General features: G+C 46.8%; 26 protein-coding genes, 1 rRNA gene and 1 other annotated feature. Of the genes, 1 reads left to right on the plus strand and 26 read right to left on the minus strand.

Annotated features, from left to right (window positions below):
• Nucleotides 1-79: 79 nt before the first annotated feature.
• The 17 genes from rplL to MHH93_RS26490 all read right to left on the minus strand — a co-directional run bounded on the left by rplL (nt 80) and on the right by MHH93_RS26490 (nt 12831).
• Complete coding sequence (rplL, locus tag MHH93_RS26410; RefSeq protein ID WP_062836176.1) at nt 80-439, minus strand: 50S ribosomal protein L7/L12; 360 nt, start codon at nt 437-439, stop codon at nt 80-82.
• Between the two features lie 72 nt (nt 440-511).
• Nucleotides 512-1015 carry a 50S ribosomal protein L10 gene (gene rplJ, locus MHH93_RS26415; RefSeq protein WP_500056451.1) on the minus strand — a complete coding sequence of 168 codons (504 nt, stop codon included), beginning with the start codon at nt 1013-1015 and terminating at the stop codon, nt 512-514.
• Nucleotides 1016-1039: 24 nt separating this feature from the next.
• Nucleotides 1040-1186: a sequence feature (ribosomal protein L10 leader region), on the minus strand.
• Between the two features lie 68 nt (nt 1187-1254).
• Nucleotides 1255-1947, minus strand: coding sequence for a 50S ribosomal protein L1 (gene rplA, locus MHH93_RS26420; RefSeq protein WP_017692063.1), 693 nt, complete (start codon nt 1945-1947; stop codon nt 1255-1257).
• 94 nt (nt 1948-2041) lie between these two features.
• Nucleotides 2042-2467, minus strand: a complete 426-nt coding sequence (gene rplK, locus MHH93_RS26425) for a 50S ribosomal protein L11 (RefSeq protein ID WP_017692062.1) — start codon at nt 2465-2467, stop codon at nt 2042-2044.
• A gap of 68 nt (nt 2468-2535) precedes the next feature.
• Entirely contained in the window at nt 2536-3069 is a 534-nt protein-coding gene (gene nusG, locus MHH93_RS26430; RefSeq protein ID WP_024633599.1) for a transcription termination/antitermination protein NusG, read from the minus strand.
• A gap of 21 nt (nt 3070-3090) precedes the next feature.
• On the minus strand, nt 3091-3282 hold the full coding sequence (gene secE, locus MHH93_RS26435) for a preprotein translocase subunit SecE (protein WP_017692060.1): 192 nt from the start codon (nt 3280-3282) through the stop codon (nt 3091-3093).
• Between the two features lie 17 nt (nt 3283-3299).
• Nucleotides 3300-3449 carry a 50S ribosomal protein L33 gene (gene rpmG / locus MHH93_RS26440; RefSeq protein WP_072735843.1) on the minus strand — a complete coding sequence of 50 codons (150 nt, stop codon included), beginning with the start codon at nt 3447-3449 and terminating at the stop codon, nt 3300-3302.
• Nucleotides 3450-3754: 305 nt separating this feature from the next.
• Nucleotides 3755-4399: an RNA polymerase sporulation sigma factor SigH gene (gene sigH, locus MHH93_RS26445; RefSeq protein WP_017692059.1), complete on the minus strand. Its 645-nt coding sequence runs from the start codon at nt 4397-4399 to the stop codon at nt 3755-3757.
• A 171-nt stretch (nt 4400-4570) separates the two neighbouring features.
• Nucleotides 4571-5092 carry an NYN domain-containing protein gene (locus tag MHH93_RS26450; protein WP_036607162.1) on the minus strand — a complete coding sequence of 174 codons (522 nt, stop codon included), beginning with the start codon at nt 5090-5092 and terminating at the stop codon, nt 4571-4573.
• 5 nt (nt 5093-5097) lie between these two features.
• Complete coding sequence (rlmB, locus tag MHH93_RS26455; RefSeq protein ID WP_278298113.1) at nt 5098-5844, minus strand: 23S rRNA (guanosine(2251)-2'-O)-methyltransferase RlmB; 747 nt, start codon at nt 5842-5844, stop codon at nt 5098-5100.
• A gap of 43 nt (nt 5845-5887) precedes the next feature.
• Complete coding sequence (locus MHH93_RS26460; RefSeq protein WP_500056455.1) at nt 5888-6367, minus strand: Mini-ribonuclease 3; 480 nt, start codon at nt 6365-6367, stop codon at nt 5888-5890.
• A complete protein-coding gene (gene cysS, locus MHH93_RS26465) occupies nt 6364-7764 on the minus strand; it encodes a cysteine--tRNA ligase (protein ID WP_091020524.1) in 1401 nt (466 codons plus the stop codon). The genes MHH93_RS26460 and cysS overlap by 4 nt, the downstream gene beginning before the upstream one ends.
• A gap of 42 nt (nt 7765-7806) precedes the next feature.
• Nucleotides 7807-8466, minus strand: a complete 660-nt coding sequence (gene cysE, locus MHH93_RS26470; RefSeq protein WP_433747620.1) for a serine O-acetyltransferase — start codon at nt 8464-8466, stop codon at nt 7807-7809.
• 537 nt (nt 8467-9003) lie between these two features.
• Entirely contained in the window at nt 9004-10461 is a 1458-nt protein-coding gene (gene gltX / locus MHH93_RS26475) for a glutamate--tRNA ligase (protein WP_500056457.1), read from the minus strand.
• 33 nt (nt 10462-10494) lie between these two features.
• Entirely contained in the window at nt 10495-10971 is a 477-nt protein-coding gene (gene ispF, locus MHH93_RS26480) for a 2-C-methyl-D-erythritol 2,4-cyclodiphosphate synthase (protein WP_017692052.1), read from the minus strand.
• A complete protein-coding gene (gene ispD, locus MHH93_RS26485; RefSeq protein WP_500056458.1) occupies nt 10968-11663 on the minus strand; it encodes a 2-C-methyl-D-erythritol 4-phosphate cytidylyltransferase in 696 nt (231 codons plus the stop codon). Before ispD ends, ispF begins: the two co-directional genes overlap by 4 nt.
• A gap of 82 nt (nt 11664-11745) precedes the next feature.
• Complete coding sequence (locus tag MHH93_RS26490; RefSeq protein WP_500056459.1) at nt 11746-12831, minus strand: PIN/TRAM domain-containing protein; 1086 nt, start codon at nt 12829-12831, stop codon at nt 11746-11748.
• Between the two features lie 173 nt (nt 12832-13004).
• On the opposite strand from MHH93_RS26490, the gene MHH93_RS26495 reads away from it, so the two are divergent.
• Nucleotides 13005-13400 (plus strand): nucleoside triphosphate pyrophosphohydrolase family protein, encoded by a 396-nt coding sequence (locus MHH93_RS26495; RefSeq protein WP_017692049.1) that lies wholly within the window; start codon nt 13005-13007, stop codon nt 13398-13400.
• Between the two features lie 126 nt (nt 13401-13526).
• On the opposite strand, the gene pssA is transcribed toward MHH93_RS26495, so the two are convergent.
• The 9 genes from pssA to rrf form a co-directional block, all read right to left on the minus strand.
• The gene (gene pssA, locus MHH93_RS26500; protein WP_500056460.1) at nt 13527-14258 is read right to left on the minus strand and encodes a CDP-diacylglycerol--serine O-phosphatidyltransferase; all 732 of its coding nucleotides are present in this window, start codon (nt 14256-14258) and stop codon (nt 13527-13529) included.
• A 44-nt stretch (nt 14259-14302) separates the two neighbouring features.
• A complete protein-coding gene (gene disA / locus MHH93_RS26505; RefSeq protein ID WP_062836168.1) occupies nt 14303-15379 on the minus strand; it encodes a DNA integrity scanning diadenylate cyclase DisA in 1077 nt (358 codons plus the stop codon).
• Nucleotides 15380-15392: 13 nt separating this feature from the next.
• Nucleotides 15393-16760, minus strand: a complete 1368-nt coding sequence (gene radA, locus MHH93_RS26510) for a DNA repair protein RadA (RefSeq protein WP_036671578.1) — start codon at nt 16758-16760, stop codon at nt 15393-15395.
• A gap of 260 nt (nt 16761-17020) precedes the next feature.
• Entirely contained in the window at nt 17021-19483 is a 2463-nt protein-coding gene (locus MHH93_RS26515; RefSeq protein WP_253441187.1) for an ATP-dependent Clp protease ATP-binding subunit, read from the minus strand.
• Between the two features lie 185 nt (nt 19484-19668).
• Nucleotides 19669-20739: a protein-arginine kinase McsB gene (mcsB, locus tag MHH93_RS26520; protein ID WP_442034933.1), complete on the minus strand. Its 1071-nt coding sequence runs from the start codon at nt 20737-20739 to the stop codon at nt 19669-19671.
• A 28-nt stretch (nt 20740-20767) separates the two neighbouring features.
• On the minus strand, nt 20768-21292 hold the full coding sequence (mcsA, locus tag MHH93_RS26525; protein WP_253441190.1) for a protein-arginine kinase activator protein McsA: 525 nt from the start codon (nt 21290-21292) through the stop codon (nt 20768-20770).
• Between the two features lie 31 nt (nt 21293-21323).
• A complete protein-coding gene (locus MHH93_RS26530; RefSeq protein WP_062836165.1) occupies nt 21324-21785 on the minus strand; it encodes a CtsR family transcriptional regulator in 462 nt (153 codons plus the stop codon).
• Nucleotides 21786-22246: 461 nt separating this feature from the next.
• Nucleotides 22247-23422 (minus strand): GNAT family N-acetyltransferase, encoded by a 1176-nt coding sequence (locus tag MHH93_RS26535; RefSeq protein WP_500056463.1) that lies wholly within the window; start codon nt 23420-23422, stop codon nt 22247-22249.
• A 178-nt stretch (nt 23423-23600) separates the two neighbouring features.
• Nucleotides 23601-23717, minus strand: a 5S ribosomal RNA gene (gene rrf, locus MHH93_RS26540).
• Nucleotides 23718-23790 lie beyond the last annotated feature (73 nt).

Consider the following 23790-nt stretch of genomic DNA (forward strand, 5'->3'; position numbering starts at 1 on the left):
ATTTACAATTACAGCAACAAACCCCTTGATATAAGTCAAGGGGTTTGTTGTTTTGTTCATCTAGCTTATAAAAGCTAAATTATTTAACTTCGATTGTAGCGCCAGCTTCTTCAAGCTTAGCTTTAACCGCTTCTGCTTCTTCTTTAGCAACTTTTTCTTTCAATGCTTTTGGAGCGTTGTCAACCAGTTCTTTTGCTTCTTTCAGGCCAAGACCTGTGATTTCGCGAACTGCTTTGATAACGTTGATTTTGGAAGCACCAGCGTTAGTCAAGATTACGTCGAACTCGGATTGCTCAGCTTCAGCAGAAGCTACTGCACCTGCAGCAGCTACTGGAGCTGCAGCAGTTACGCCGAATTCTTCTTCGATTGCTTTAACAAGATCGTTCAATTCCAGTACAGTCATGCCTTTGATTGCTTCCAAGATTTGCTCTTTACTCATGAGTGAACCTCCATATATAATATTATTTTTTTTAATTCAATTGCTGCCTAAGCAGCGTTCAGATCAAGTTGCTTACGCGCCTTGTTCTTCTTTTTCTGCAACTGCTTTAACCGCAAGCGCGAAGTTGCGCACTGGCGCTTGAAGCACGCTGAGGAGCATGGAGAGGAGTCCATCGCGGGATGGCAATTCTGCCAATGCCTTAACTTCTTCTACTCCGATTACGCGACCTTCTACGACTGCACCTTTCAATTCCAGAGCATCGTTCTTTTTCGCGAAGTCGTTCAGAATTTTAGCTGGAGCCACAACGTCATCTACGCTGAATGCAATTGCAGTAGGACCTGTAAGAACACTATCGAGTTCTGCCAGTTCTGCTGCTGCAGCTGCACGGCGAAGCAACGAGTTTTTCAGCACTTGGAATTCGATCCCTGCTTCACGAAGTTGCTTACGCAACTCAGTTACTTGGGCAACGTTCAATCCGCGATAGTCAACAACAACAGTTGTAACGCTCTCGCGCAATTTTGCTGTTACTGCATCAACGGACTCTTGTTTTGCTTGAATCACTTTTGCGTTTGCCAATCTGTACACCTCCTGATCAAATTTATCCCATTAAGAAAAGCCTCCGTAGAATCACGAAGGCTTGATATATACTCATCATCGATTTGCATCGTTCTAAGTTCTATAATCACACCTCGGCAGGAAATTAAGCCAAATGGCACCTACTGTCTACGGCAAGCATATTCAAATGTCAACGGTCAGTCACTCGGACTCACAACTTTTATATCTTATCAAAAACAGGACAAGCCTGTCAAGAGATATTATCTAAAAGCTGCTGCGTTCACGCGTGCGCCAGGGCCCATCGTCGAAGAAAGACTAACATTCTTCAGATAAACACCTTTTGCTGCCGCTGGTTTAGCACGATTCAGAGCTTCCATGAGAGCTTTGAAGTTCTCATTAAGTTGCTCAGAAGAGAAAGAAGCTTTACCAATCGGTGCATGAATTTGACCTGCACGATCCAGACGATATTCGATTTTACCGGCTTTAATTTCTTGAACAGCCTTAGTTACATCGAAAGTTACCGTTCCGGCTTTAGGGTTAGGCATCAGACCTTTACCGCCGAGCAGTCGGCCCAATTTACCTACTTCACTCATCATATCTGGTGTCGCTACGCAGACGTCGAATTCGAACCAGCCTTGTTGGATTTTGTTGATCATGTCTGCATCACCAACATAGTCCGCGCCAGCCGCTTCCGCTTCTTTCGCTTTGTCACCTTTTGCAAATACCAATACGCGTTGTGTTTTACCTGTGCCGTGTGGCAAGACAACAACACCACGTACAGCCTGGTCTTGCTTACGAGGGTCTACACCCAAACGAACTGCTGCTTCGATTGTTTCATCGAATTTTGCAGTGGCTGCCTTTTTCACAAGCTCTACAGCTTCTGAAGGCTCGTAAGTTGCTTCGCTATCAATCAGCTTAGCAGCTTCCAGGTATTTTTTACCGTGTTTAGCCATGTTTTATTCCTCCTTTGTGGTGTTAGCGGATATACCTCCCACATCAACCGGTCGCGAATCGACCGGTTTTACGAAGCCATGTTTCTTATGAAAATTAGTCTTCGATGGTGATACCCATGCTGCGGGCAGTACCTTCGACCATACGCATAGCGGACTCAACGTCTGCTGCATTCAGGTCAGGCATTTTTGTTTCTGCGATTTGACGTACCGCATCACGTTTAACTGTAGCAACTTTTTTCTTGTTCGGTTCGCCGGATCCTTTTTCAACTTTAGCTGCCACTTTCAACAGAACTGCTGCTGGTGGAGTTTTAGTGATGAAAGTAAAGGAACGGTCCTCGAATACAGAAATTTCAACTGGAATAATCAATCCCGCTTGATCAGCTGTACGAGCGTTGAATTCTTTACAGAATGCCATGATGTTGACACCTGCTTGACCCAAAGCTGGACCTACTGGTGGTGCTGGGTTTGCTTTACCTGCTGGGATCTGCAGTTTTACCATTTTAATAACTTTTTTCGCCATGATTGACACCTCCTTGCAAAATAGTGGTTAACGGGCCTTACAGCCCTCCCACAAGAAACTTGAAGAGACTATATCTTCTCCACTTGTGTATATTCCAACTCAAGCGGTGTTTCCCGTCCAAACATGTTCACGTGCACTTTCAACTTGCTTTTGTCTACCAAAATTTCTTCCACGGAGCCCACGAAATTCGCAAAAGGACCGACTTTAATACGTACGGATTCCTTAATATCGAACTCAATTTTCGGCTTAGGTTCAACCATACCCATGTGCTTCAGAATTTGTTCCACTTCTTCAGGCAACAAAGCAGTTGGTTTGGACCCAGAACCTGTCGAACCGACAAATCCTGTAACACCTGGTGTGTTGCGAACAACATACCAAGAATCATCCGTCTGTACCATTTCCACCAAGACATAACCGGGGTAAACTTTACGCATAACGGTTTTTTTCTTACCGTCTTTGTTTACCACTTCTTCTTCCATAGGAACAAGAACGCGGAAAATCTTGTCTTCCATGCCCATAGACTCGACGCGTTTTTCCAAATTGGCCTTGACCTTGTTCTCATACCCTGAATAGGTATGAACGACGTACCATCTTTTTTCCATATCAAGCCACCGGAACCCTTCTTAAATAATCGCTTCGATCACAAAGGAGATGCCAATGTCAATGACCCAAAAAAACAGCGTCATAACCACAACAGTACCAAGTACGATCAATGTGTAGTTGGTCAGCTCTTTACGATTAGGCCAGCGAACTTTTTTAAGTTCAGCCCAGCTTTCTGAGAAAAAGGAAATCAGAGATTTGAAACTTCGTTTCACGCCGACACCTCCAAAAACTATCTGGTTTCGCGATGAGAAGTCTGCTCGTTACAAAACTTGCAAAATTTCTTCATCTCCATGCGGTCGGGGTGATTACGCTTGTTTTTTGTCGTAGTGTAATTTCTTTGTTTGCAGTTAGTACAAGCCAAAGTAATAATTACCCGCATGATGTACACCTCCCGAAGACTTCCACATTCAAGCAGAGTCTCTAAATTGATCCTGAAAAAAAGCCATAAATTTAGGCCTACCTAAAACACTTTATCACAAGGGTATAACCATGTCAATGAAAGAATAGCCTTTCATTCATTGGGTATTACTTCCGTACAACGTACATTCGTTTCTCATCTCTTTTTTTTCTCTTCTCCTGCATGGACCGAGCGATTACTAGTATGAACATTCTTAGATTTTATAAACTTGAGACACTAAAAAAAGACTCAAACACCGAGCCTTTTCCGTCAACGACAACATGTGTTTAATTATCTCGAACTTCCAGGTACTTTTCAAGTTTGCGCTTGACGCGCTGAAGTGCGTTATCAATGGACTTCACATGTCTGTCCAAATCAACTGCAATCTCTTGATAAGATCTCCCGTCCAGATACAACATCAATACTTTACGTTCCAGATCACTCAGAATCTCGGACATTTTATCTTCCAGGCCGACAAACTCTTCCTGATTGATGATCAATTCTTCCGGATCACTGACCTGGGTTCCACAAATCACATCGAGTAACGTACGATCAGACTCTTCGTCATAAATTGGCTTGTCCAGAGATACATAAGAATTAAGTGGAATATGTTTCTGGCGTGTTGCTGTCTTAATCGCCGTGATGATCTGTCTTGTAATGCACAGTTCGGCAAAAGCCTTGAACGAAGCCAGCTTGTCCCCTTTGAAATCTCGAATAGATTTATAGAGGCCAATCATTCCTTCTTGAATAATATCTTCCCGGTCTGCCCCAATCAGAAAATAAGATCTTGCCTTGGCGCGTACAAAGTTACGATACTTGTTAATCAAAAACTCTAACGCTTCGCTTTCGCCTTCTCGGAAAGCTTCTACAATGTCTTCGTCACTTTGGTAATCATACTTAGATAACATGATATCTTTGAGGTCGACACTCACAGACAATCCCTCCGGCTGCAACGCAAGGTACCCCGTTACTCTACTCTATGAAATATAGGATCAGTATATATGATGGTACCTTACACCGTCAACCACGCTCTGCCTAAAAAAGAACATCAATAACATAAATGTCAAGAGTTGCAATATTCTAAATTTTGTAAAAACACTCTGTTATTCACGGCGCCATCGCTCAAACTCTTTCAATACATCCGGACTTAACTTGCCCCCAAGTGTATTACGTGTGGTCTTGGCCTGATCTTCTTCCAGTCGTTTCTTTAATTCTTTTTCGTTCTGCTCAACTTCAATAAGCAATTCCCTTGCAGATACGCGTAGCGCTCCCTGTCCAAAAATAACATGTTGCTCTACCATATCGCTCGTAGCCACATAGATTTGGCGTCTTCGCATGCTTAGTTCCCGAACGAGTCTCTCAATGCATTCGTCTGCCGTCTCTTTTTCCTTTGTAAAATAGATCTGCACTTTGCTCTGTGTAAAGGATTTACCGAGTCCAGGCACGAGGTAGGCGTCAAATACAACAATGACTCTCCGGCCGGAGAAAGCCTGATAGTCAGCAAGACGAAAGAGAAGCCTGTTGCGTGCCTCTTCAAGCCCACTTTCCGCCAGTTTGGTTAATTCCGGCCAGTCGCCAATCATGTTGTACCCGTCTACAAGAAGCACATCACGGGAATCAGCCATACCTTCTATTCCTGCGCTTGACGTGAGCGGAGCACTTCATACATGACAACACCCGCTGCCACGGAAGCATTCAGGGAATTAATCTGACCTTGCATCGGTAATTTGATCAGCACGTCACATTTCTCGCGAATGAGTCGTCCCATTCCTTTATTTTCATTGCCGATAACCAATGCCACAGGGCCAGTAAAGACGCCGTTACCAAAGACACCTTCATGTGCCGTAACATCTGTCCCTACAACCCATACACCTTCCTCTTTAAGGCGATCGATGGTCTGGGCAAGATTACTTACACGAGCCACTGGTACGTACTCCACGGCGCCAGCAGACGTTTTGGACACTGTTACCGTTACCGCTGCCGAACGACGTTTGGGTACAATGACACCATGTGCACCCGTGCAGTCTGCAGTCCGCAAAATCGATCCCAAGTTATGAGGATCTTCAATCTCATCCAGCAGAATCAGGAAAGGATGCTCATTCTTCGCTTTTGCTGCGGCAAGAATGTCTTCTACCTCCACATAAGCGTAAGGCGCTGCTTGTGCAACTACCCCCTGATGCTGAATGCCTGGTACCGTTTGATCCAGCTTACGCTTGTCCACGTGTTGAATGACTATCCCTAGTTTTTTGGCTTCCGAGATAATAGGTTGAGTCAGATGTTTCTGTGCTGTATCGGCAATCCATATTTTATTAATGGTCCGGCCTGAACGCAGCGCCTCCGTTACGGAGTGTTTACCGGCAATCCATTCTTCTTCCATCGTTGTTCGATCCTCTCTGTAATGCGTTGTTTTGTTGAAATTTCTATTTTTTTGTCGGCGTTGGCGATTGTTGTTCCGCGTGCTCAATGCCAAGCCCGATCAGTTCAATCATGCGATCATGATGACCACTGCTGTAGAGGTAACCAATGAGACATTCAAAAGCCGTGGCATGTCTGTACTCCAACACATCGGCATTTTTGGGTACACTACCCGACTTGGCATTCCGCCCTTGCCGGACGATATCACGTTCTTCCTCTGTCAGTTCAGCCTCAATCGTTGTAAGTATGCGGCTCTGTGCCTTCGCTGATACCAACCCTGTTGCACTACGGTGCAGATGATTGGGACGCATGTTGGGCTTCGACAACAGATATTGACGAACAGCCACCTCATATACCGCATCACCAATATAGGCCAGTGCAATAGGTGGAATCAACCTCGCGGGTCTGGAAGGAGGATACGGGAACCAGCCTCCTTCTGTGACCTGCTCCTGTTGTTTTGGTGTAGTTGGATGTCCTTCGCTCATTTGCGCCGCCATCTCATACCCTGCGCCGTATCTTCAAGCAAAATGCCACGTGCAGACAATTCATCGCGAATTTCATCCGCTCTTGCCCAGTTTTTGGACTTGCGCGCTTCCACACGCTCTTCAATCAGGCGTTCCACTTCCTCATCCAGCAGTTCTGGCTCTGCATCAGTATAGATGCGCAGCACAGCATTCAGTTCACTAAACAATTCGAGGAGCGCACGGATGTCTGCCGCATTAACTACTTCTTGCTGCAACAGTTGGTTGGCTTCACCTGCCCACTCAAACATAGCAGTGATCGCATCAGGAGTATTGAAATCATCCTGCATCTTCTCGTGGTACTGCTGACGAATTTGGTCGAGTCTTGCCGCAAACTCTGCTGTGATATCCTGATCTACAGTTACCGCGTTCAGACGATGGTTCAGGTTACCTACAGCATTCGCAATCCGGTCCACACTGTTCTGTGCCTGCTCCATCGTATCATCCGTAAAGTTCAATGGGTTACGATAGTGGGTAGACAACATAAAGTAACGAATCGCTTCGCGTTTATATTGATTCCGCAAATCTTTAACCAGAACACCGTTACCGAGTGATTTCGACATCTTCTCGTTATCAATCCGGATGAATCCATTATGCATCCAGTAGTTCGCAAGTGGTTTACCTGTTAATACCTCGGATTGGGCGCATTCGCACTCATGGTGCGGGAACTGCAGATCCTGTCCACCTCCGTGAATGTCCAGTGTATCTCCAAGGTACTCCCTAGCCATGGCGGAGCACTCAATATGCCAACCTGGTCGACCATCGCCCCAAGGACTGGACCAATAGATCTCACCTGGTTTTGCAGCCTTCCAGAGCACGAAATCTTCGGGATGCTCTTTGCGCTCGTCCACGCCCACACGGATTCCGAATTGCAGCTCCTGTAAATTTTGCTTCGATAGCTTGCCATACTCGCTGAATTTACCTGTACGGTAATAGACGTCACCGCCATTTTCATACGCAAATCCTTTTTCAACCAACTCACGGATAAAATCAATAATGAGCGGCATGTTTTCCGTTACTCTCGGGTTGCTGCTTGCCTTGGGAATACCCAAACCCTCTAGGTCTTCATAGTAGGCTGCAATAAACTTCTCCGCGACATGAGGAACGTCCGTTCCAAGTTGTTCCGCTTTGCGAATCAGCTTATCATCCACATCCGTGAAGTTCACCACATAGTTTACATCATGTCCTGTCTGTTCCAGGTATCCACGAACCGTGTCGAAAAAGATAACCGGCCGTGCATTCCCGATGTGAATGTAGTCATATACCGTTGGTCCGCAGACATACATTTTTACTTTCCCTGGCTCTTGGGGAACAAATTCCTCTTTGGTACGACTCATCGTATTATAAATCTGAAGCGTCATGGTCACTTATCCTTTCATCCTATACTGCCTTTAGTTATTGTATCACGTATCACGCACAGTCTCATTTTCACGGGCATTCTGCAGTGTACGTACTTCTTCCTGCAATCGTTCGAGTTCTTGTTGCATACTTCGCAAAGAGTCAACGACCGGATCAGGCAACTGTTGACTGAGGCGATCTACCCGTCGGCCATCCTGTTTAACAATTCTGCCCGGTATACCTACCACGGTACTATTGGAAGGGACCTCCTTAAGCACAACGGAGTTTGCACCAATGTTGCATTGATCCCCCACGCTAAATGAACCCAGCACTTTGGCTCCCGATGAGATAACCACATTATTGCCAATGGTCGGATGCCTCTTTCCTTTTTCTTTCCCTGTTCCGCCGAGGGTAACCCCCTGATAGATAACAACATCATCGCCAATCTCACATGTTTCCCCAATAACGACGCCCATTCCATGGTCAATAAACAACCGATTTCCGATCGTAGCTCCAGGATGTATCTCAATTCCTGTCATGAATCGACTTACCTGTGAAATGAACCTGGCGAACGAGAACCATCTTCGTTTGTATAAAAAATGTGCCATCCGGTGTGCCCATATCGCGTGCAGCCCTGAGTAGGTAAATACCACTTCAAACCATCCCCGGGCTGCCGGATCGTTCTCAAACACCGCCTGGATATCTGATCTGATCTTCTTGAACATGCTCGTTCCCCTCTTGTTCAGGTTCCCGTCCTCCGGCTTACCGGACGGCGCGTTCCTTGGTAGTGTACTGCACACTCGCCTAAACAAAAAACGCCCCTGCAGCATTTAGCTGCAGAGGCGTTTATCGCGGTCCCACTCTGCTCGGTTCATTCTCAAATAGAATGAGCCCTCAAGCGGTTTGGTAACGGAAACCAATCGTCACAACCTATCCTAACGTTTTCCGATGTCATGATCGACAAAGGCGGGGCTGGATTCGGCTGTGCAGCTCACGGGTGCATTTCGACTGATGGGCAGTGGATGGCTCACAGCCACCGCAACCAAAGAAATCTTTCTTTGCTGCGGGACCATCCTCTCTGAATCTGTCCGGGTCAGTCTACTTCTCCCGATCTTTGCTGTTCTATTAGATAAATCATATCAATTATTCGTTGTGTTGTTATTATAGCGAAAAGGCCTCAGACTGACAACAGCCTACTGCGTAATCCATACATCATAGGACTGTATACAGATTCCGAGTAACCGGAATGTGCCCCAATAAGCTTATTTTACTTGCGCAAGCAAGCGTTCAATCACCGTATCACGTCCCAGAAGCACAATCGTTTGGTTCAGATCCCGTCCATGCGTCTGGCCAGTCAAGGCTACACGAATTGGCATAAAGAGCTGTTTGCCCTTAAAGCCGGTTTCTTTCTGTACTTCCTTGATCAATGCAGCCATTTTGCTTGGCGTGAACTCTTCACTTGTCTGTACTTTATCCGCAAATGCCTTCAGCACGGTCGGCACTTGCTCTTCAGCGAGAATCGCGGCACCTTCACTTTCCAGCTCAACCTCCGAACGGAAGAACACTTCCGACAATTCTACGATATCGGATGCCGCATTCATCTGTTCCTGATAGAGATGGACAAGGGTATGCGCCCACTCTTTTTGCTCAGCGGACAGATCCCCAGGAAGGCGTCCTGCTTTTTGCAGATGCGGAATGGCCATCTCGGCAATACGTTCCGGATCAGCATGTTTGATATAGTGGTTGTTCAAGTGAGCCAGCTTGTGTGTGTCAAATACCGCCGGGCTCTTGGACAGGCGTTTCGTATCAAAGATGGAGATCAGTTGCTCTTGCGAGAAGATCTCTTCTTCCCCTTCCGGCGACCAGCCGAGCAGGGAAATGAAGTTAAACATCGCTTCAGGCAAATAACCGAGCTGATCATACTGCTCAATAAACTGAATAACGGATTCATCCCGTTTACTCAACTTCTTGTGATTTTCATTCACGATCAGCGTCATATGACCGAATTGCGGTGGCTCCCAGCCAAGCGCTTCATAGATCATCAGTTGACGCGGCGTGTTCGAGATGTGGTCTTCCCCACGCAGCACGTGGGAGATCTTCATCAAGTGATCATCCACAGCAACGGCATAGTTGTAGGTGGGAATGCCATCCTTTTTCACAATGACAAAGTCACCGGATTCCTTGCTGTTGAACGAGATTGTACCTTTAACCATGTCATCAAACGTATATACGCGCTCTTCCGGTACACGGAAACGAATACTCGCTACGCGACCTTCCGCTTCAAACGCACTAATTTGCTCTGGAGTGAGGTCACGGTGTTTGCCCGAATAACGCGGTGTTTCTCCACGTGCTGACTGTTCCTCACGCTCTTGCTCCAATTCTTCTTCGGTGCAGAAGCAAGGGTAAGCCAGCCCTTTATCCAGCAATTCCTGTGTATATTTACGATAGAGGTCCAGACGTTCCGTTTGACGGTATGGTCCGTATTCTCCGCCCACATCAATACTTTCATCCCACTCGATTCCAAGCCATTTCAGGTATTTCAGCTGACTTTCTTCACCACCGGCAATGTTCCGTTTCACGTCCGTATCTTCAATACGAATGATGAATTTACCGTTATTATGTTTGGCATATAGATAGTTAAACAGCGCCGTGCGGGCATTCCCGATATGCAGGTGTCCCGTTGGACTCGGCGCGTAACGCACACGAATTTCCGTGCTCATATGATCCCCTCCGTCACTAATTGATTGATGATATCACACACGTACAAGGCAAACCACGGACTGAGCGGCAATGCCCTCTCCCCGTCCCGGGAATCCCAGTTGCTCTGTTGTGGTTGCTTTCACGTTCACCTGTGTTACATCCGCTTCCAGTGCCTTGGCAATCACCTCAGCCATCTGCGGGATGTAAGGAGCCATTTTCGGCTTCTGGGCAATAATCGTTGAATCGATATTTCCCAGCTTATATCCGCGATCCTTCACAAGCTGCCATACATGCTCCAGCAATTTCAGGCTGTCGGCATCCTTGAATTCCGGATCGGTATCCGGGAAGTGCTTGCCGATATCCCCAAGTGCCAGCGCACCCAAAATGGCATCACTAATCGCGTGCAACAGCACGTCTGCGTCCGAGTGACCCAGCAGTCCTTTTTCATAAGGAATCGTTACTCCGCCAATAATACACGGGCGTCCCTCTACCAGCTGATGTACATCAAATCCCTGTCCTACACGTATCATCGCTTCTTCTCTCCCCCCAGCAAAAACGCAGCGTATTGCAAATCTTCCGGCGTTGTTAATTTGATATTGGTATAATTTCCTTCCACAACCTTGACCGACATTCCCTGACGTTCAGCCAGCATGGCGTCATCTGTTCCCAGAAATCCGTCCCGCTCGGCTGATTCGTAGGCGGAGAGCAGGGAAGAAAGACGAAAAGCCTGCGGGGTTTGAATGCTCCACAGACTGCTGCGGTCTGGCGTCGCCGTAACGACTCCTTCCGCATTCACTTGTTTGATCGTATCCTTCACGGGAACCGCCAATACAGCTGCTCCACCACCGGACATGGCAGCCGCCATGCATCCCTTGATCTGCTCATGGTTCACAAAAGGACGTACCCCGTCGTGAACGAGAACCCAATCTGTCCCTAGTGCCTCAAGGCCTTTATGGACAGAATGTTGTCTCTCTTTCCCTCCGGGGATAACACGGACACGTGAATCCAGTTGGTATTCTTTTACCCAATCCTGGCAGCGTTCAACATCTGCGGCTCCTGTGACCAGCACCATCTCGCGGATCTCGTCCAGCGCAGCAAATACCTCAAGCGTATGTATGAAAACGGGCTTGTCCTGCAGCAACAAAAACTGTTTGCTCTCGGTTGTCCCCATCCGGGTTCCGCGACCTGCTGCCACAATGACAACGCCCCACCCTTTATCCATGCCGCAATCCCTGCCTTGTCTGTCAGTTTATCGTCCAAAGATATACAATATCGTTCAACGATACACTACCCATCATACCGCTTTATTGGGCTTTTTCCAACAGTTTCGGCTTGGCAAAAATCATTCGTCCCGCTGAAGTCTGCAGCACACTGGTCACCAACACTTCCATCATCATGCCAATATACTCGCGTCCGCCCTCCACAACGATCATTGTGCCATCATCCAGATAGGCTACACCTTGACCATGCTCCTTGCCATCCTTGATGATCTGCACCATGATCTCCTCACCCGGCAGAACAACTGGCTTAACCGCATTGGCGAGATCATTGATGTTCAACACAGATACACCCTGGAGTTCGCACACTTTATTCAGGTTAAAGTCATTGGTGACCACTTTGCCCTGAAGCACTTTAGCCAGTTTGACCAGTTTGCTGTCCACCTCGGAGATTTCCTCGAAATCCCCCTCGTAGATCAGGACTTTTACATCGAGTTCCTTCTGGATTTTGTTTAAAATGTCCAATCCACGCCGTCCTCTGTTCCGCTTGAGCAGATCCGATGAATCGGCAATATGCTGCAGCTCCTCCAGAACGAATTCCGGGATTACGATTGTACCTTCAATAAATCCGGTTTTGCATATATCAGCGATACGCCCATCGATAATAACACTGGTATCCAGAATTTTATGTTCTTCCATCCGTCTATCCTCGTCCACCTCGGGATGACCCCATCGCCCAGACATCCAGAAGGCCCCCAGATCGTCTTTCTTCGCCATGGCAAGGGTGTAGCCGGAATAAGCACTAATCACCGTCAGTGCCACTTGCAGCACCTCTCCTGCCGTTCCCATCCATCCCACAACAGGGTATAGCAACAAAGCCACCAGCAAGCCAGCAACGGTACCTGCGGCACCTGCAGCCAGTTCATTCATAGGTACTTTTGCCAATGAATTGATTCCACTATGCAGTCTGTCTGCCATCAATGTTCCACCAATATTACATACAGCCATAAACATTACAGCTCCCAGCAGCGTCGATACACCAGCTCCCAGTAATCCTGCTGACTGAATCCACTCAGTCATCCATGGGACCGATTTTCCTGCCAGATGATATGCCGTGTAGCCGAACCATGCACCGCACAATCCTGTAAAAGTTAAAATGCCTTTTTTCCACATTAGTCCCTGCACCTCCTTCAATGTATCTTGATCTTTATATCCAGTATGATCCAATTCCAGAATTGCTAATCCCATCCGCAAGAACTTTTTGGAAATGTTGCAATCGTCAGTTGAAAGTAGGTAAATTATTGGCATATAATGAATTCAATTCATATCCCGAGGTGAGTGGCAAAATGAGTACGCTAAGTTTACAGGCTTTCCAGGATCAAGTTTCTGAACTGTTGCTGCGTCATCGCAGTCTGATTGATGTACTATCCAAAACGGGACAAGCCGGAGCGTCTGTTAACCGTGCCGTGTCCAAAGCCATTACCGAATGCGGCTGCATCGAGCTGCACGCCACCAAGCAGAAATATGCCCCGGAGAGCGATATCGCTCAAACCAAGGGCCTGCTGGAAACGCATGTGGAAGGTGAATTGTGTGAGAACTGCAGAGAGGTCATTAGCTCTGAATTGGGGCGTAACCTGTTCTACATGTCGGCTCTATGCAATCTGCTGGACATTAACATGGAAGAGGTCGTAAATCACGAATCACAGAAGTGTTCAACGTTAGGGATGTTTAATCTGTCGTAAGCAGATATGTATGTCGTTCGCAAGGGTTTCTTTTACCGTAAATAGATATGAATACACAAAAAGCACGTATTCTCCAGTTCAGGAGAGTACGTGCTTTCTTTGTATAGTGTCTGTCCCCAAGGCTACTTAACGATCCGAAGGCCGGGAAGATTTCTCATCCTTACGCTTTTTCGCCCGATTACGTGAGGCTGCTGTGCGCACATTATGTTTCATTCCATACAAGGCGTATAACACCAACGGAATAAAGATCAATTTGGATAACTGCTCCGGGAAAATAACGGCTACAGCTATGGCAAATAACACAACCCATGGTGCAATCCAGATTGCCTTACGCGGCAACCCGACCTTTTTGAAATTGGGATATTTAAGCGAACTGACCATCAGATACGATAACAGCAAAGTAGCGATCATCATGCTGACCGGACCAATATCCTTATTGAACAAGGACAATGTAGCCAACACTCCGCCGGCTGCCGGTATCGGCAGACCTGTGAAGTACCCGGGGATTCCCGGACGAACATTAAACCGAGCCAGACGAATGGCTCCACAGATTGGAAAAGCCGCTGTTGCGATCCAAGCAAGAATTGGCATCGAATCTTGAAACGACACCATAAATATGATCAGGGCAGGTGCTGCACCAAAGGAAACCATGTCTGACAAGGAATCCAATTCTTTGCCGAATTCGCTTTGCGCATTGAGTGCACGTGCCACTCGGCCATCCAGACCATCCAGCAGCATCGCTACAATGACCATAATGGCAGCCAAACTGTAATTTCCATCAATCGCAAGCAAAATTGCCATCATTCCAAGAAACAGATTACCCAAGGTAAAGAGATTCGGAATGAATCTGGTTAGCATTGTTGTTTCACCTCATCCATTTCAAGCCTTCATATAGGCAACCCTTACATCTGTCTGTCGATAAACATCTGCTCCTGCAAACGTTTGAGGCCTTCCTTAATGGTCCGGGCACGAACTTCACCAATACCGTCCACTTCGTCCAGTTCTTCAATTGTAGCCATAATCACATGAGGTAGTTGTTCGAATTGATCCACCAGGTTATGGATAATGACATTAGGCAGACGAGGGATCTTATTTAATACCCGGAATCCGCGAGGTGCAACCGAATCCTCTGAAGTAGCCGCTGATGATGGGTAGCCAAGCAGACGGACAATATGGTGAGCATCCAGCAATTCATCGTCCGACAATCTTTTCAATCCAACGATAATTTCACGAATTTTGTCATCACTGTCGTCACGGGCATAGTCTTTATACAGCAACCAGGCTTCCTCTTCTGTTGTACCCACAAGCTCTTCCATTTGCATGGAGATGAGTCGTCCCTCATTCCCGAGTTCATGAATGTATCGTTTGATTTCCGTTTTGATCCGCATCACCATTTCGGTACGCTGAATCACATTGACCACTTCGGGAATCGTCACCAGTTCCTCAAATTCAGAGGCACTCAGATTCGTAAGGGATTGTGTTAATACAGCTTTATATTTCTCCAGGGTTTGAATTGCTTGATTCGCTTTGGTCAAAATAACCCCGATTTCCTTGAGGGAATAACGAAGTGTTCCCTGATACAAGGTAATGATATTACGGCGCTGTGATATGGATACGACCAATTTACCCGTTTGCTTCGCTACACGCTCTGCCGTCCGGTGACGAATCCCCGTCTCTGATGAAGAGATCGAAGAATCCGGGATTAATTGGGTATTGGCGTATAGAATACGCTTCAAATCCTCGCTAAGAATAATGGCTCCATCCATCTTGGCAAGTTCGTACAGATAGTTCGGGGAGAAATCACAGTTAATCGAGAATCCCCCATCCACCACTTCCATTACTTCAGGGCTGTATCCTACAACAAGCAGTGCGCCCGTTTTGGCGCGCAGCACATTTTCCAGACCTTCGCGGAAAGGTGTACCTGGTGCGATCAGCCTTAACAATTCATTCATATTATCCAGTTGGCTCGAATCTTTCATCTTGTTATGCCCCCTAATCTAAAGCAACCGCTAGTGCATCTGCCACGGTATTCACACCGATCAGTTGTATCCCGCGAGGATGTTTCCAGCCCTTTAAGCTTTTTTCTGGTAAAATGACTCGCTTGAAGCCCAACTTCGCGGCTTCCTTAACTCGTTGTTCGGCCCGAGATACCGCTCGAACCTCGCCTGTCAGACCGATCTCGCCAAAGATAACGTCATCCGGCTTGGTCGGTACATCTCTCAAACTGGATGCAATGCTGACAGCAACCGCCAAATCTACAGCGGGTTCATCCAGTCGCACTCCCCCAGCTACGTTCAGATACGCATCCTGAGTCTGTAAAAACATGCCCATCCGTTTCTCCAGCACGGCAATGATCAGATTCAATCGATGCAGATCCACCCCTGTTGCCATACGGCGGGGAGAAGGGAAATGAGTCGTCGAGATCAATGCCTGCAATTCCACAAGCAGAGGTCGTGTGCCCTCCATACTGGCAACTACCGTAGAACCCGCTACACCCAGTGGCCGTTCCGACAAAAAGAGTTCAGACGGGTTGCCCACCTCACGAAGTCCATCCTCGCCCATTTCAAAAATGCCAATCTCATTGGTGGAACCAAAACGGTTCTTCACCGCACGCAATAAGCGATACGTATGATGCCGTTCTCCTTCAAAATAAAGCACGCAATCCACCATATGTTCTAACATACGTGGACCGGCAATGGCACCTTCTTTGGTAACATGCCCCACAAGAACCGTTGCAATGCCTCTGCCTTTGGCAATCCGCATGAACCTTGACGTACATTCCCTTACCTGTGCTACACTACCAGGCGCACTGGTAACTTCGGGAAGATATACCGTCTGAATGGAGTCGATGACAAGAAAATGCGGCTGGATCTGATCCACCGCTTCCTCTACACGTTCCATATTGGTTTCACACAGCACATACAACTCGGCTGAGAGTGCCCCGAGACGATCCGCCCGCAATTTGGTTTGCTTGACTGATTCCTCTCCGGATACGTATAACACCCGCAAACCCGAATGCGTTAACGCATGAGACGTCTGCAACATCAACGTTGATTTACCGATACCTGGATCTCCGCCCACCAGAACGAGGGAACCTGGAACGATTCCGCCACCCAATACCCGGTTCAACTCTCCGATTCCAGTCTGTACACGCGGTTCCTGACCGCTATCTATATCTATGATAGGAAGCGGTTTATCTTTACTGTCAAACAGGGGAGAATTTCTCCCTTGTGTTTTGACAACCGTCTCTGTCTCTTCGACCATCGAATTCCATGACTGACAACCCGGACACTTGCCGTACCACTTGGGGGCCTCATAGCCGCATTCTGTACATTGGAACTTGGTTTTAACTTTGGCCACTTCAGCACTCCTATAATTTAATTTTATAACAGCATTTTGCATTATTCGACGAATTTTGCCTAAAATCCCTGACGTGCAGGGTTACTAAAAGTTTACCATTGTTTGAGATTTTTCGTAAAGGATTATCGCAAACTTTACACATGTTCACGCCATAATCATGTCCGTCTTCTGTCCAAAATGCAAAAAATCCTCCCCGGCCGAAGCCGAGAAGGATTATGAATCAATACAGGCTGGAGTTCAACTCCATAGCTTGCTACATATTATTTGGTTTCGATTTCCTCGTTAGAAGGAACAATCACGTCTTTTTTCGTTACAGACAGTGCACCGTTCTCTTCGTCAATGAGTAATGAATCGCCTTTGGTTACGTTACCTGTAAGCAACTCTTCAGACAATTTGTCCTCGATATGCTTCTGAATTGCCCGACGAAGCGGACGCGCACCGTAAGCTGGATCGAAGCCGGCTTTGGCAAGAAAATCCTTGGCATTGTCGGTGAGTTCGAAGTCAACCTCGTATTCACGCAGTCGTTTGCGAAGCTCTTCACTCATGAGCGTAACAATCTCTGCAATGTGTTTCTGTTCCAGAGAGTGGAATACGATAATTTCATCAATCCGGTTAAGGAACTCTGGACGGAAGGATTTCTTCAGCTCATCCATGACTTTACCCTTCATGTTGTCATAATCCGCACCTGCATCCACAACTGCTGTGAAGCCAAGTGTAGAGTTACGTTTGATCGCTTCAGCACCCACGTTGGATGTCAGGATAATCAGCGTATTCCGGAAGTCAACAACGCGACCTTTGGAATCCGTCAGACGACCATCCTCAAGCACTTGCAGCAAGATATTAAATACTTCTGGATGTGCTTTCTCGATTTCATCGAGCAGGACAACGGAATATGGTTTGCGACGAACTTTCTCTGTCAGCTGGCCACCTTCTTCGTATCCAACATATCCTGGAGGCGCTCCAACGAGTCGGGAAGTCGAATGCTTCTCACCATACTCGGACATATCGATCCGGATGACTGCATTTTCATCGCCAAACATCGCTTCAGCCAGAGCACGAGCAAGTTCTGTTTTACCTACCCCTGTAGGACCGAGGAAAATAAATGAACCCATCGGACGTTTTGGATCTTTAAGTCCTGCACGTGCACGACGAACCGCACGACTGACAGACTTCACAGCCTCATCCTGGCCGATAACACGTTCATGCAGAATAGATTCCAGATTCATCAGACGCTGTGTCTCTTCTTCTTTCAGCTTGTTCACCGGAATTCCTGTCCAGTTGGCTACCACTTGTGCGATATCCTCAGGTGTTACTTCGGAATCCGTACGCCCTTGTTTTTCTTTCCATTGGTTCTTCGTTACATCCAGCTCTTCACGGATTTTTTGTTCCGTATCACGCAGAGCAGCTGCTTTTTCGAACTCTTGGCTTTGAACCGCTGCATCTTTTTCCTTGCGGATATCTTCCAGACGGCTCTCCAGCTGTTTCAGGTTTGGTGGGATCGTGTAAGAGTTCAATCTTACTTTGGAACCCGCCTCGTCAATCAGGTCAATCGCTTTGTCTGGCAGGAAACGGTCTGTGATGTAACGGTCAGACAGTTTAACCGCCTGCACAATCGCTTCGTCCGTAATTTTCACACGGTGATGCGCCTCGTAACGGTCACGCAAGCCGTGCAAGATTTGAATCGCTTCTTCCGGAGAAGGCTGATCTACAGTAATCGGTTGGAAACGACGCTCAAGCGCTGCATCCTTCTCGATGTATTTGCGATATTCATCCAGTGTTGTCGCACCGATACATTGCAATTCTCCACGGGCCAGAGCCGGTTTCAAAATGTTAGAAGCATCGATGGCACCTTCAGCTCCGCCTGCGCCAATCAAGGTATGCAATTCGTCGATAAACAGGACAATGTTACCTGCTTGGCGAATCTCATCCATAATTTTTTTCAGACGATCTTCGAACTCACCACGATATTTGGTTCCAGCAACGACTGAACCCATATCCAGGGTCATTACACGTTTGTCGCGCAATGTTTCCGGAATCTCATTAGCAATGATTTTTTGTGCAAGGCCTTCAGCAATCGCTGTTTTACCTACACCTGGCTCACCGATCAATACCGGGTTGTTCTTGGTACGACGGCTGAGCACCTGAATGACACGTTCAATTTCTTTGCTACGTCCAATGACTGGGTCAAGATTGTTCTCTCTAGCGTACGCCGTGAGGTCGCGTGCCAGACTGTCCAGGGTTGGTGTGCTGACATTAGCAGGTGTTCCATTGTGGCTGGATACAGCTTCACTGCTGCCAAGCAACTGTAACACTTGTTGACGTGCTTTGTTCAGGCTGATCCCCAGGTTATTGAGCACACGTGCTGCAACACCCTCGCCTTCACGAATCAATCCGAGCAGGATATGCTCTGTGCCTACATAGGTATGGCCCAATTTACGAGCTTCATCCATAGACAATTCAATTACTTTTTTCGCACGTGGCGTATATGCAATGTTGGTAGGTTGCTCTTGGCCACGGCCAATCAGCGTTTCTACTTCATCCTGAATTTTTTCCAATCCGAGTCCCAGGCCGATCAGTGCTTTGGCTGCGATGCCTTCGCCTTCACGAATGAGGCCGAGCAAAATATGCTCAGTACCGATGTTATTATGACCGAGACGGACAGCTTCTTCCTGCGCGAGTGCGAGCACCTTTTGGGCCCGTTCCGTAAATCTTCCAAACATCATATCTCCTGCACCTCCATGGTTTTGGATAAAACGAGGGTCATGTAATGAAATAACCGTCGTATTCTTCATATCATTTTTGTTTGCAGCCGTGCTGCGAATAAATTCATTTGGCATTCGTACATGCCTTATTATATAAAAGCCGCAATGCGGCATGAAACCATAATTCAATACAATATCAGGCTAAGCTAGGACTGCTTCGCTGCGTTGATCGTATCACGGATCAACTGAGCACGATAGATGTCACGCTCATCAGTGCGCATATCTTCGCCATATGTTTTCTGCAAAAATCCCGGCTGTGTCATCACATTCAACTCATTCATTACCGTGATAGACAGTCCATCCAACAAGCCGAGATCCACGCCAAGGCGTACATCCGATAAGCGCTGTGCAGCTTCCTTGGAATCTACAATAGCTGCATGAGACAATATGCCGTAAGAACGCATGACACGATCCGTGATTCGAAGTCTGGAATCCGTAATTAACCGTTCTCTGGCTGTACGTTCATGACCAATCATCTGTAAAACAACACCATGCAGGTTCTCAATGACTTCCTGTTCGGTCTGCCCCAGTGTAATCTGATTCGAGATCTGGAACAGGTTCCCCATAGCTTCGCTGCCTTCACCGTATATTCCTCTTACAGTCAATCCCACTTGGGAAACTGCGGTTAAAATACGGCCAATCTGTTGCGTCATCACCAAGGCAGGCAGGTGCATCATGACAGATGCTCTGACACCTGTACCTACATTCGTAGGACAGCTGGTTAAGTATCCTCTGCGATCATCAAAAGCATAATCCACGTGCGCTTCAAAAGCATCATCTATTGCGGAGGCTTTCTCCCAGGCTTCTTTCACCTGGAACCCCGGATAGAGGCACTGGATACGAAGATGATCCTCTTCATTAATCATAATACTGACAGACTCATCCTCACTGAGAATAACCGCACCATTCCTGGATTCATTCGCAAGACTTGGACTGATGAGATGTTTCTCCACCAGCACCCGTTTGTCGAGTTCGTCAATATCGATTAGATCCAAAGTATGAAAATCTCCAAAGGCATGAACGTCATCGTATTGAAGTACTTCGCTCAGCTTATTCAGCACCTCTTCCGATTGCTCATTAGAAGCCAGCATCGGAAACGGAACATGCTGAAGGTTGCGCGCAATCCGGACACGGCTGCTAATGACGATTTCGGAATCAGCCGCATCACTGCGCATCCAGTCGCTGAGCGCCTTCTCTGTAAAGCGCAGATTAGGCATTACGCATCCCTCCTACTCATGACAAACTTTACTCCTGAGCTATTCCTTTTTCAAGTCCTCTGATTTGGTCGCGGATCTGAGCTGCCTCTTCAAATTCCTCTTGGGCGATGCTCTCTTGGAGCTCACGCTTCAAATCAGCAATTTGCCGTTTCACCTTGATGCGACCACCAGCTCGTGCAGGTACTTTACCTACATGGGACGTACTCCCATGAACCCGCTTGAACAAAGGGTCCAGACGGCTGTCAAAATATTTATAACATGAACTGCAGCCAAATCGGCCTATCTTGCTGAATTGTGCGTACGTCATACCACACTCTTCACACTGAAGTGCTTTTGCAGGTGGTGTTCCTGCCGATCCACTTTTGCCGGCTGGATCAAAATCAAGCAACCCTGACAACAAGTTGTGAATGGAAAACCCGCCTGCTGTTCCAGGGATCATCTCCCCTTTTTCACGGGCACATGACTCACAAATATGGAATTCCGTCTTCTCTCCATTTACGATCTTCGTAAAATGAAGTGTCGCCGGACGTTTATTGCATTCTTGGCACAGCATATTGATGTACCTCCTTTGACCCCGATAGTTTTCATTTACCGAGCAAAGATATTAACATCGCCTTTAACATTCTGGCACGAATTTGATCCCGGTAAGGAAGTTTGACTAATATAACCTCTCTAGATACAGCAGCTCGCATCAACCCGGCTTCCCGCTTGCTCAAGAAACGTGCTTCTTCCAATTGATAAATCAGACCTTCGGCAGCTGTCTGCCCGATCTCATCACCAATACTATGGTGCAAATGGTTATGCAGAGCTGATTGGGCCGGTAATTCAATGCGCTGTATGCGAACATAACCACCACCGCCACGTTTACTCTCAACCAGGTATCCCTTCTCAAGTGTAAAACGTGTGCTGATGACATAATTGATCTGGGAAGGTACACATGAGAATTGATCTGCCAGATCATTACGCTGAATTTCAACCATTCCTTCGGGACTTTCATGCAAAATACTCTTCAGATATCGTTCGATAATATCAGAGATATTACGCATCCAATCATCCTCCACTGTCTGAAACGTTAAGTCAATAAGGACCCACACGCCCCCACAGAGTACACCTTCTCTACCCATTTAACCAATCAGGGAAACAGCGAATCTTGCTTCCACAGGTGTCATCAGGAGAGCGAAGGAAGCACGAAGGTCCTTTAATATTCCCTTGATCCTCTGATGAAATGAATTCCGCATATTGGCGATCATGCATCAGATTGTTGAAAGAAAGCTACTTAAGTATTAAACCTTTAGTTGACTTTGACTTTCTTTGACTTTATATACATTATAGCATATTTTGTGGGTTTGCCAAGTGGGGTCACTATTCATTTTTTACGATTTTACACGAAATATTCCCCAGACACAAAAAAACCTCTCCGAAATTGCTGGAGAAGTCCATTTGTCTTTCGTTCACGCCGTATTTCTACATAATCTAATCAAGGTAAAGGAACAGTGGGAAGAATAAATCAGAAGAAATCGAGTAAATAGGTTTCCCTTTTAGGAATAGCTTGTTCCAAAGCCTGAATTACTGTGTTCGGTCCGTGAATCCTTCCGATTTGTGCCATTTCCATTGGTCTGCGATATCCCATCAGCACCGCAGTGAGAGCTTGAATATCTACCTTAATGGTCTGATCATCTGTAATTGGCTCTGATGTTTTCCATATGGACGCCGTTCCGTTCATTGCCACGTTTAATTGCCATACCCCTTCATTCCATGGAGCGTGGGTATCCTCCACCTGTAGAACAATCTGCACCGGTGAGTCCTGGCTTGCAAATGGATATTGGGATATAAACTGCTCTACACTAACGATGCGTGCCATAAAATAAGGTACGATCTCCTGCTGAATCCGTGGGTTATCCAATTGGAAAGCAAGCGTATCACTGGCAGGCGCCTGCAACGTAACTTCCTGAATCATGGAATCATGGTTAGCAATGAAGGTCCACAGTCCTTGCCTAGCCTCTTCATTCAGATGGATGATCTCTTTAATGGTAAACTTATTTTCCTTCACTTCATATAAAAGATAACCTTGTGCTGCATCAGCCTCATCGTAATATACAGCCTTCTGGCTGCACCCACTCACAAGAACTGAGTTCTCCCATCTCGCATCATCCCGAACCAGAGTTCCGTTATAGCGCTCAGCATAAGCACTGTATACTTCCTTTAATATGCTAAGGCCCGGATCCCCACGTCGAATCGTTCCAGGTGTCGCTTTTTTCGAAGGCAAATGAGCTGTAGGTACTTTATAACGTTTAAATTCAACATACGTCTCCCATCCATACTTTCGATAAAAACCAAAAGAGAATGGATGCAAGAACGATATACTTTGTTTGTTACGATTCATTTCTTCCAACGCATGCTTCAGCAGACCCGCTACCCAGCCTTTACGTCTATACTCTGGCCAGGTGGCTACACCCGCAATACCGCCCATCTCGAAAGATCTGCCATGAATATAAGTTTGAAAAGGGATAATGTGAAGTTTGGCTCCTAGCTGCCCGTCCTCATATACACCCCATATATCCTGTGACGAAAATTGACTCCGCCGTTTTTCTTTCTGTTCTTCACTCATTACTACTTGAAAAGCATATTCGGAGAGTGCCATCGCCGGTTCAAAATCATCTACCGTCAATTTTTGAATTTCCATGTTGTCTACACCCCATTCGCTAGAGTTATTATCAATCCAGGTTGTGGCCTAATATCTGATATATGTACCCCTTAGAGTGTGTCAGAGGATTCCCACAAAGTCAAATAAGAGATGCTTTCGCATCCCCTAAAATAAACAAATAAAAACCACCACCGAATATCATCGGCAGTGGTTCTTCGCTTGGCGGCGTCCTACTCTCCCAGGACCCTGCGATCCAAGTACCATCGGCGCTAGAGGGCTTAACGGTCGTGTTCGGGATGGGTACGTGTGGAACCCCTCCGCCATCGCCACCAAACGCATAGCTGTGCTTACATTTCAGAGTTGTTGTTCTCTGAAAACTAGATTCGAAACGAAAGATGCGAATTAGA

This window comes from Priestia sp. FSL H7-0729 (assembly GCF_038005685.1).
GTDB lineage: Bacteria > Bacillota > Bacilli > Paenibacillales > Paenibacillaceae > Paenibacillus.

Excerpts from the sequence above, each read along its gene's own strand:
- rplL (WP_062836176.1), bottom strand. The coding sequence starts at position 439 with ATGAGTAAAGAGCAAATCTTGGAAGCAATCAAAGGCATGACTGTACTG.
- rplA (WP_017692063.1), bottom strand. The coding sequence starts at position 1,947 with ATGGCTAAACACGGTAAAAAATACCTGGAAGCTGCTAAGCTGATTGAT.
- rplK (WP_017692062.1), bottom strand. The coding sequence starts at position 2,467 with ATGGCGAAAAAAGTTATTAAAATGGTAAAACTGCAGATCCCAGCAGGT.
- nusG (WP_024633599.1), bottom strand. The coding sequence starts at position 3,069 with ATGGAAAAAAGATGGTACGTCGTTCATACCTATTCAGGGTATGAGAAC.
- rpmG (WP_072735843.1), bottom strand. The coding sequence starts at position 3,449 with ATGCGGGTAATTATTACTTTGGCTTGTACTAACTGCAAACAAAGAAAT.
- MHH93_RS26450 (WP_036607162.1), bottom strand. The coding sequence starts at position 5,092 with ATGGCTGATTCCCGTGATGTGCTTCTTGTAGACGGGTACAACATGATT.
- rlmB (WP_278298113.1), bottom strand. The coding sequence starts at position 5,844 with ATGGAAGAAGAATGGATTGCCGGTAAACACTCCGTAACGGAGGCGCTG.
- MHH93_RS26460 (WP_500056455.1), bottom strand. The coding sequence starts at position 6,367 with ATGAGCGAAGGACATCCAACTACACCAAAACAACAGGAGCAGGTCACA.
- cysS (WP_091020524.1), bottom strand. The coding sequence starts at position 7,764 with ATGACGCTTCAGATTTATAATACGATGAGTCGTACCAAAGAGGAATTT.
- cysE (WP_433747620.1), bottom strand. The coding sequence starts at position 8,466 with ATGTTCAAGAAGATCAGATCAGATATCCAGGCGGTGTTTGAGAACGAT.
- gltX (WP_500056457.1), bottom strand. The coding sequence starts at position 10,461 with ATGAGCACGGAAATTCGTGTGCGTTACGCGCCGAGTCCAACGGGACAC.
- ispF (WP_017692052.1), bottom strand. The coding sequence starts at position 10,971 with ATGATACGTGTAGGACAGGGATTTGATGTACATCAGCTGGTAGAGGGA.
- ispD (WP_500056458.1), bottom strand. The coding sequence starts at position 11,663 with ATGGATAAAGGGTGGGGCGTTGTCATTGTGGCAGCAGGTCGCGGAACC.
- MHH93_RS26490 (WP_500056459.1), bottom strand. The coding sequence starts at position 12,831 with ATGTGGAAAAAAGGCATTTTAACTTTTACAGGATTGTGCGGTGCATGG.
- MHH93_RS26495 (WP_017692049.1), top strand. The coding sequence starts at position 13,005 with ATGAGTACGCTAAGTTTACAGGCTTTCCAGGATCAAGTTTCTGAACTG.
- pssA (WP_500056460.1), bottom strand. The coding sequence starts at position 14,258 with ATGCTAACCAGATTCATTCCGAATCTCTTTACCTTGGGTAATCTGTTT.
- disA (WP_062836168.1), bottom strand. The coding sequence starts at position 15,379 with ATGAAAGATTCGAGCCAACTGGATAATATGAATGAATTGTTAAGGCTG.
- MHH93_RS26515 (WP_253441187.1), bottom strand. The coding sequence starts at position 19,483 with ATGATGTTTGGAAGATTTACGGAACGGGCCCAAAAGGTGCTCGCACTC.
- mcsB (WP_442034933.1), bottom strand. The coding sequence starts at position 20,739 with ATGCCTAATCTGCGCTTTACAGAGAAGGCGCTCAGCGACTGGATGCGC.
- mcsA (WP_253441190.1), bottom strand. The coding sequence starts at position 21,292 with ATGCTGTGCCAAGAATGCAATAAACGTCCGGCGACACTTCATTTTACG.
- MHH93_RS26530 (WP_062836165.1), bottom strand. The coding sequence starts at position 21,785 with ATGCGTAATATCTCTGATATTATCGAACGATATCTGAAGAGTATTTTG.
- MHH93_RS26535 (WP_500056463.1), bottom strand. The coding sequence starts at position 23,422 with ATGGAAATTCAAAAATTGACGGTAGATGATTTTGAACCGGCGATGGCA.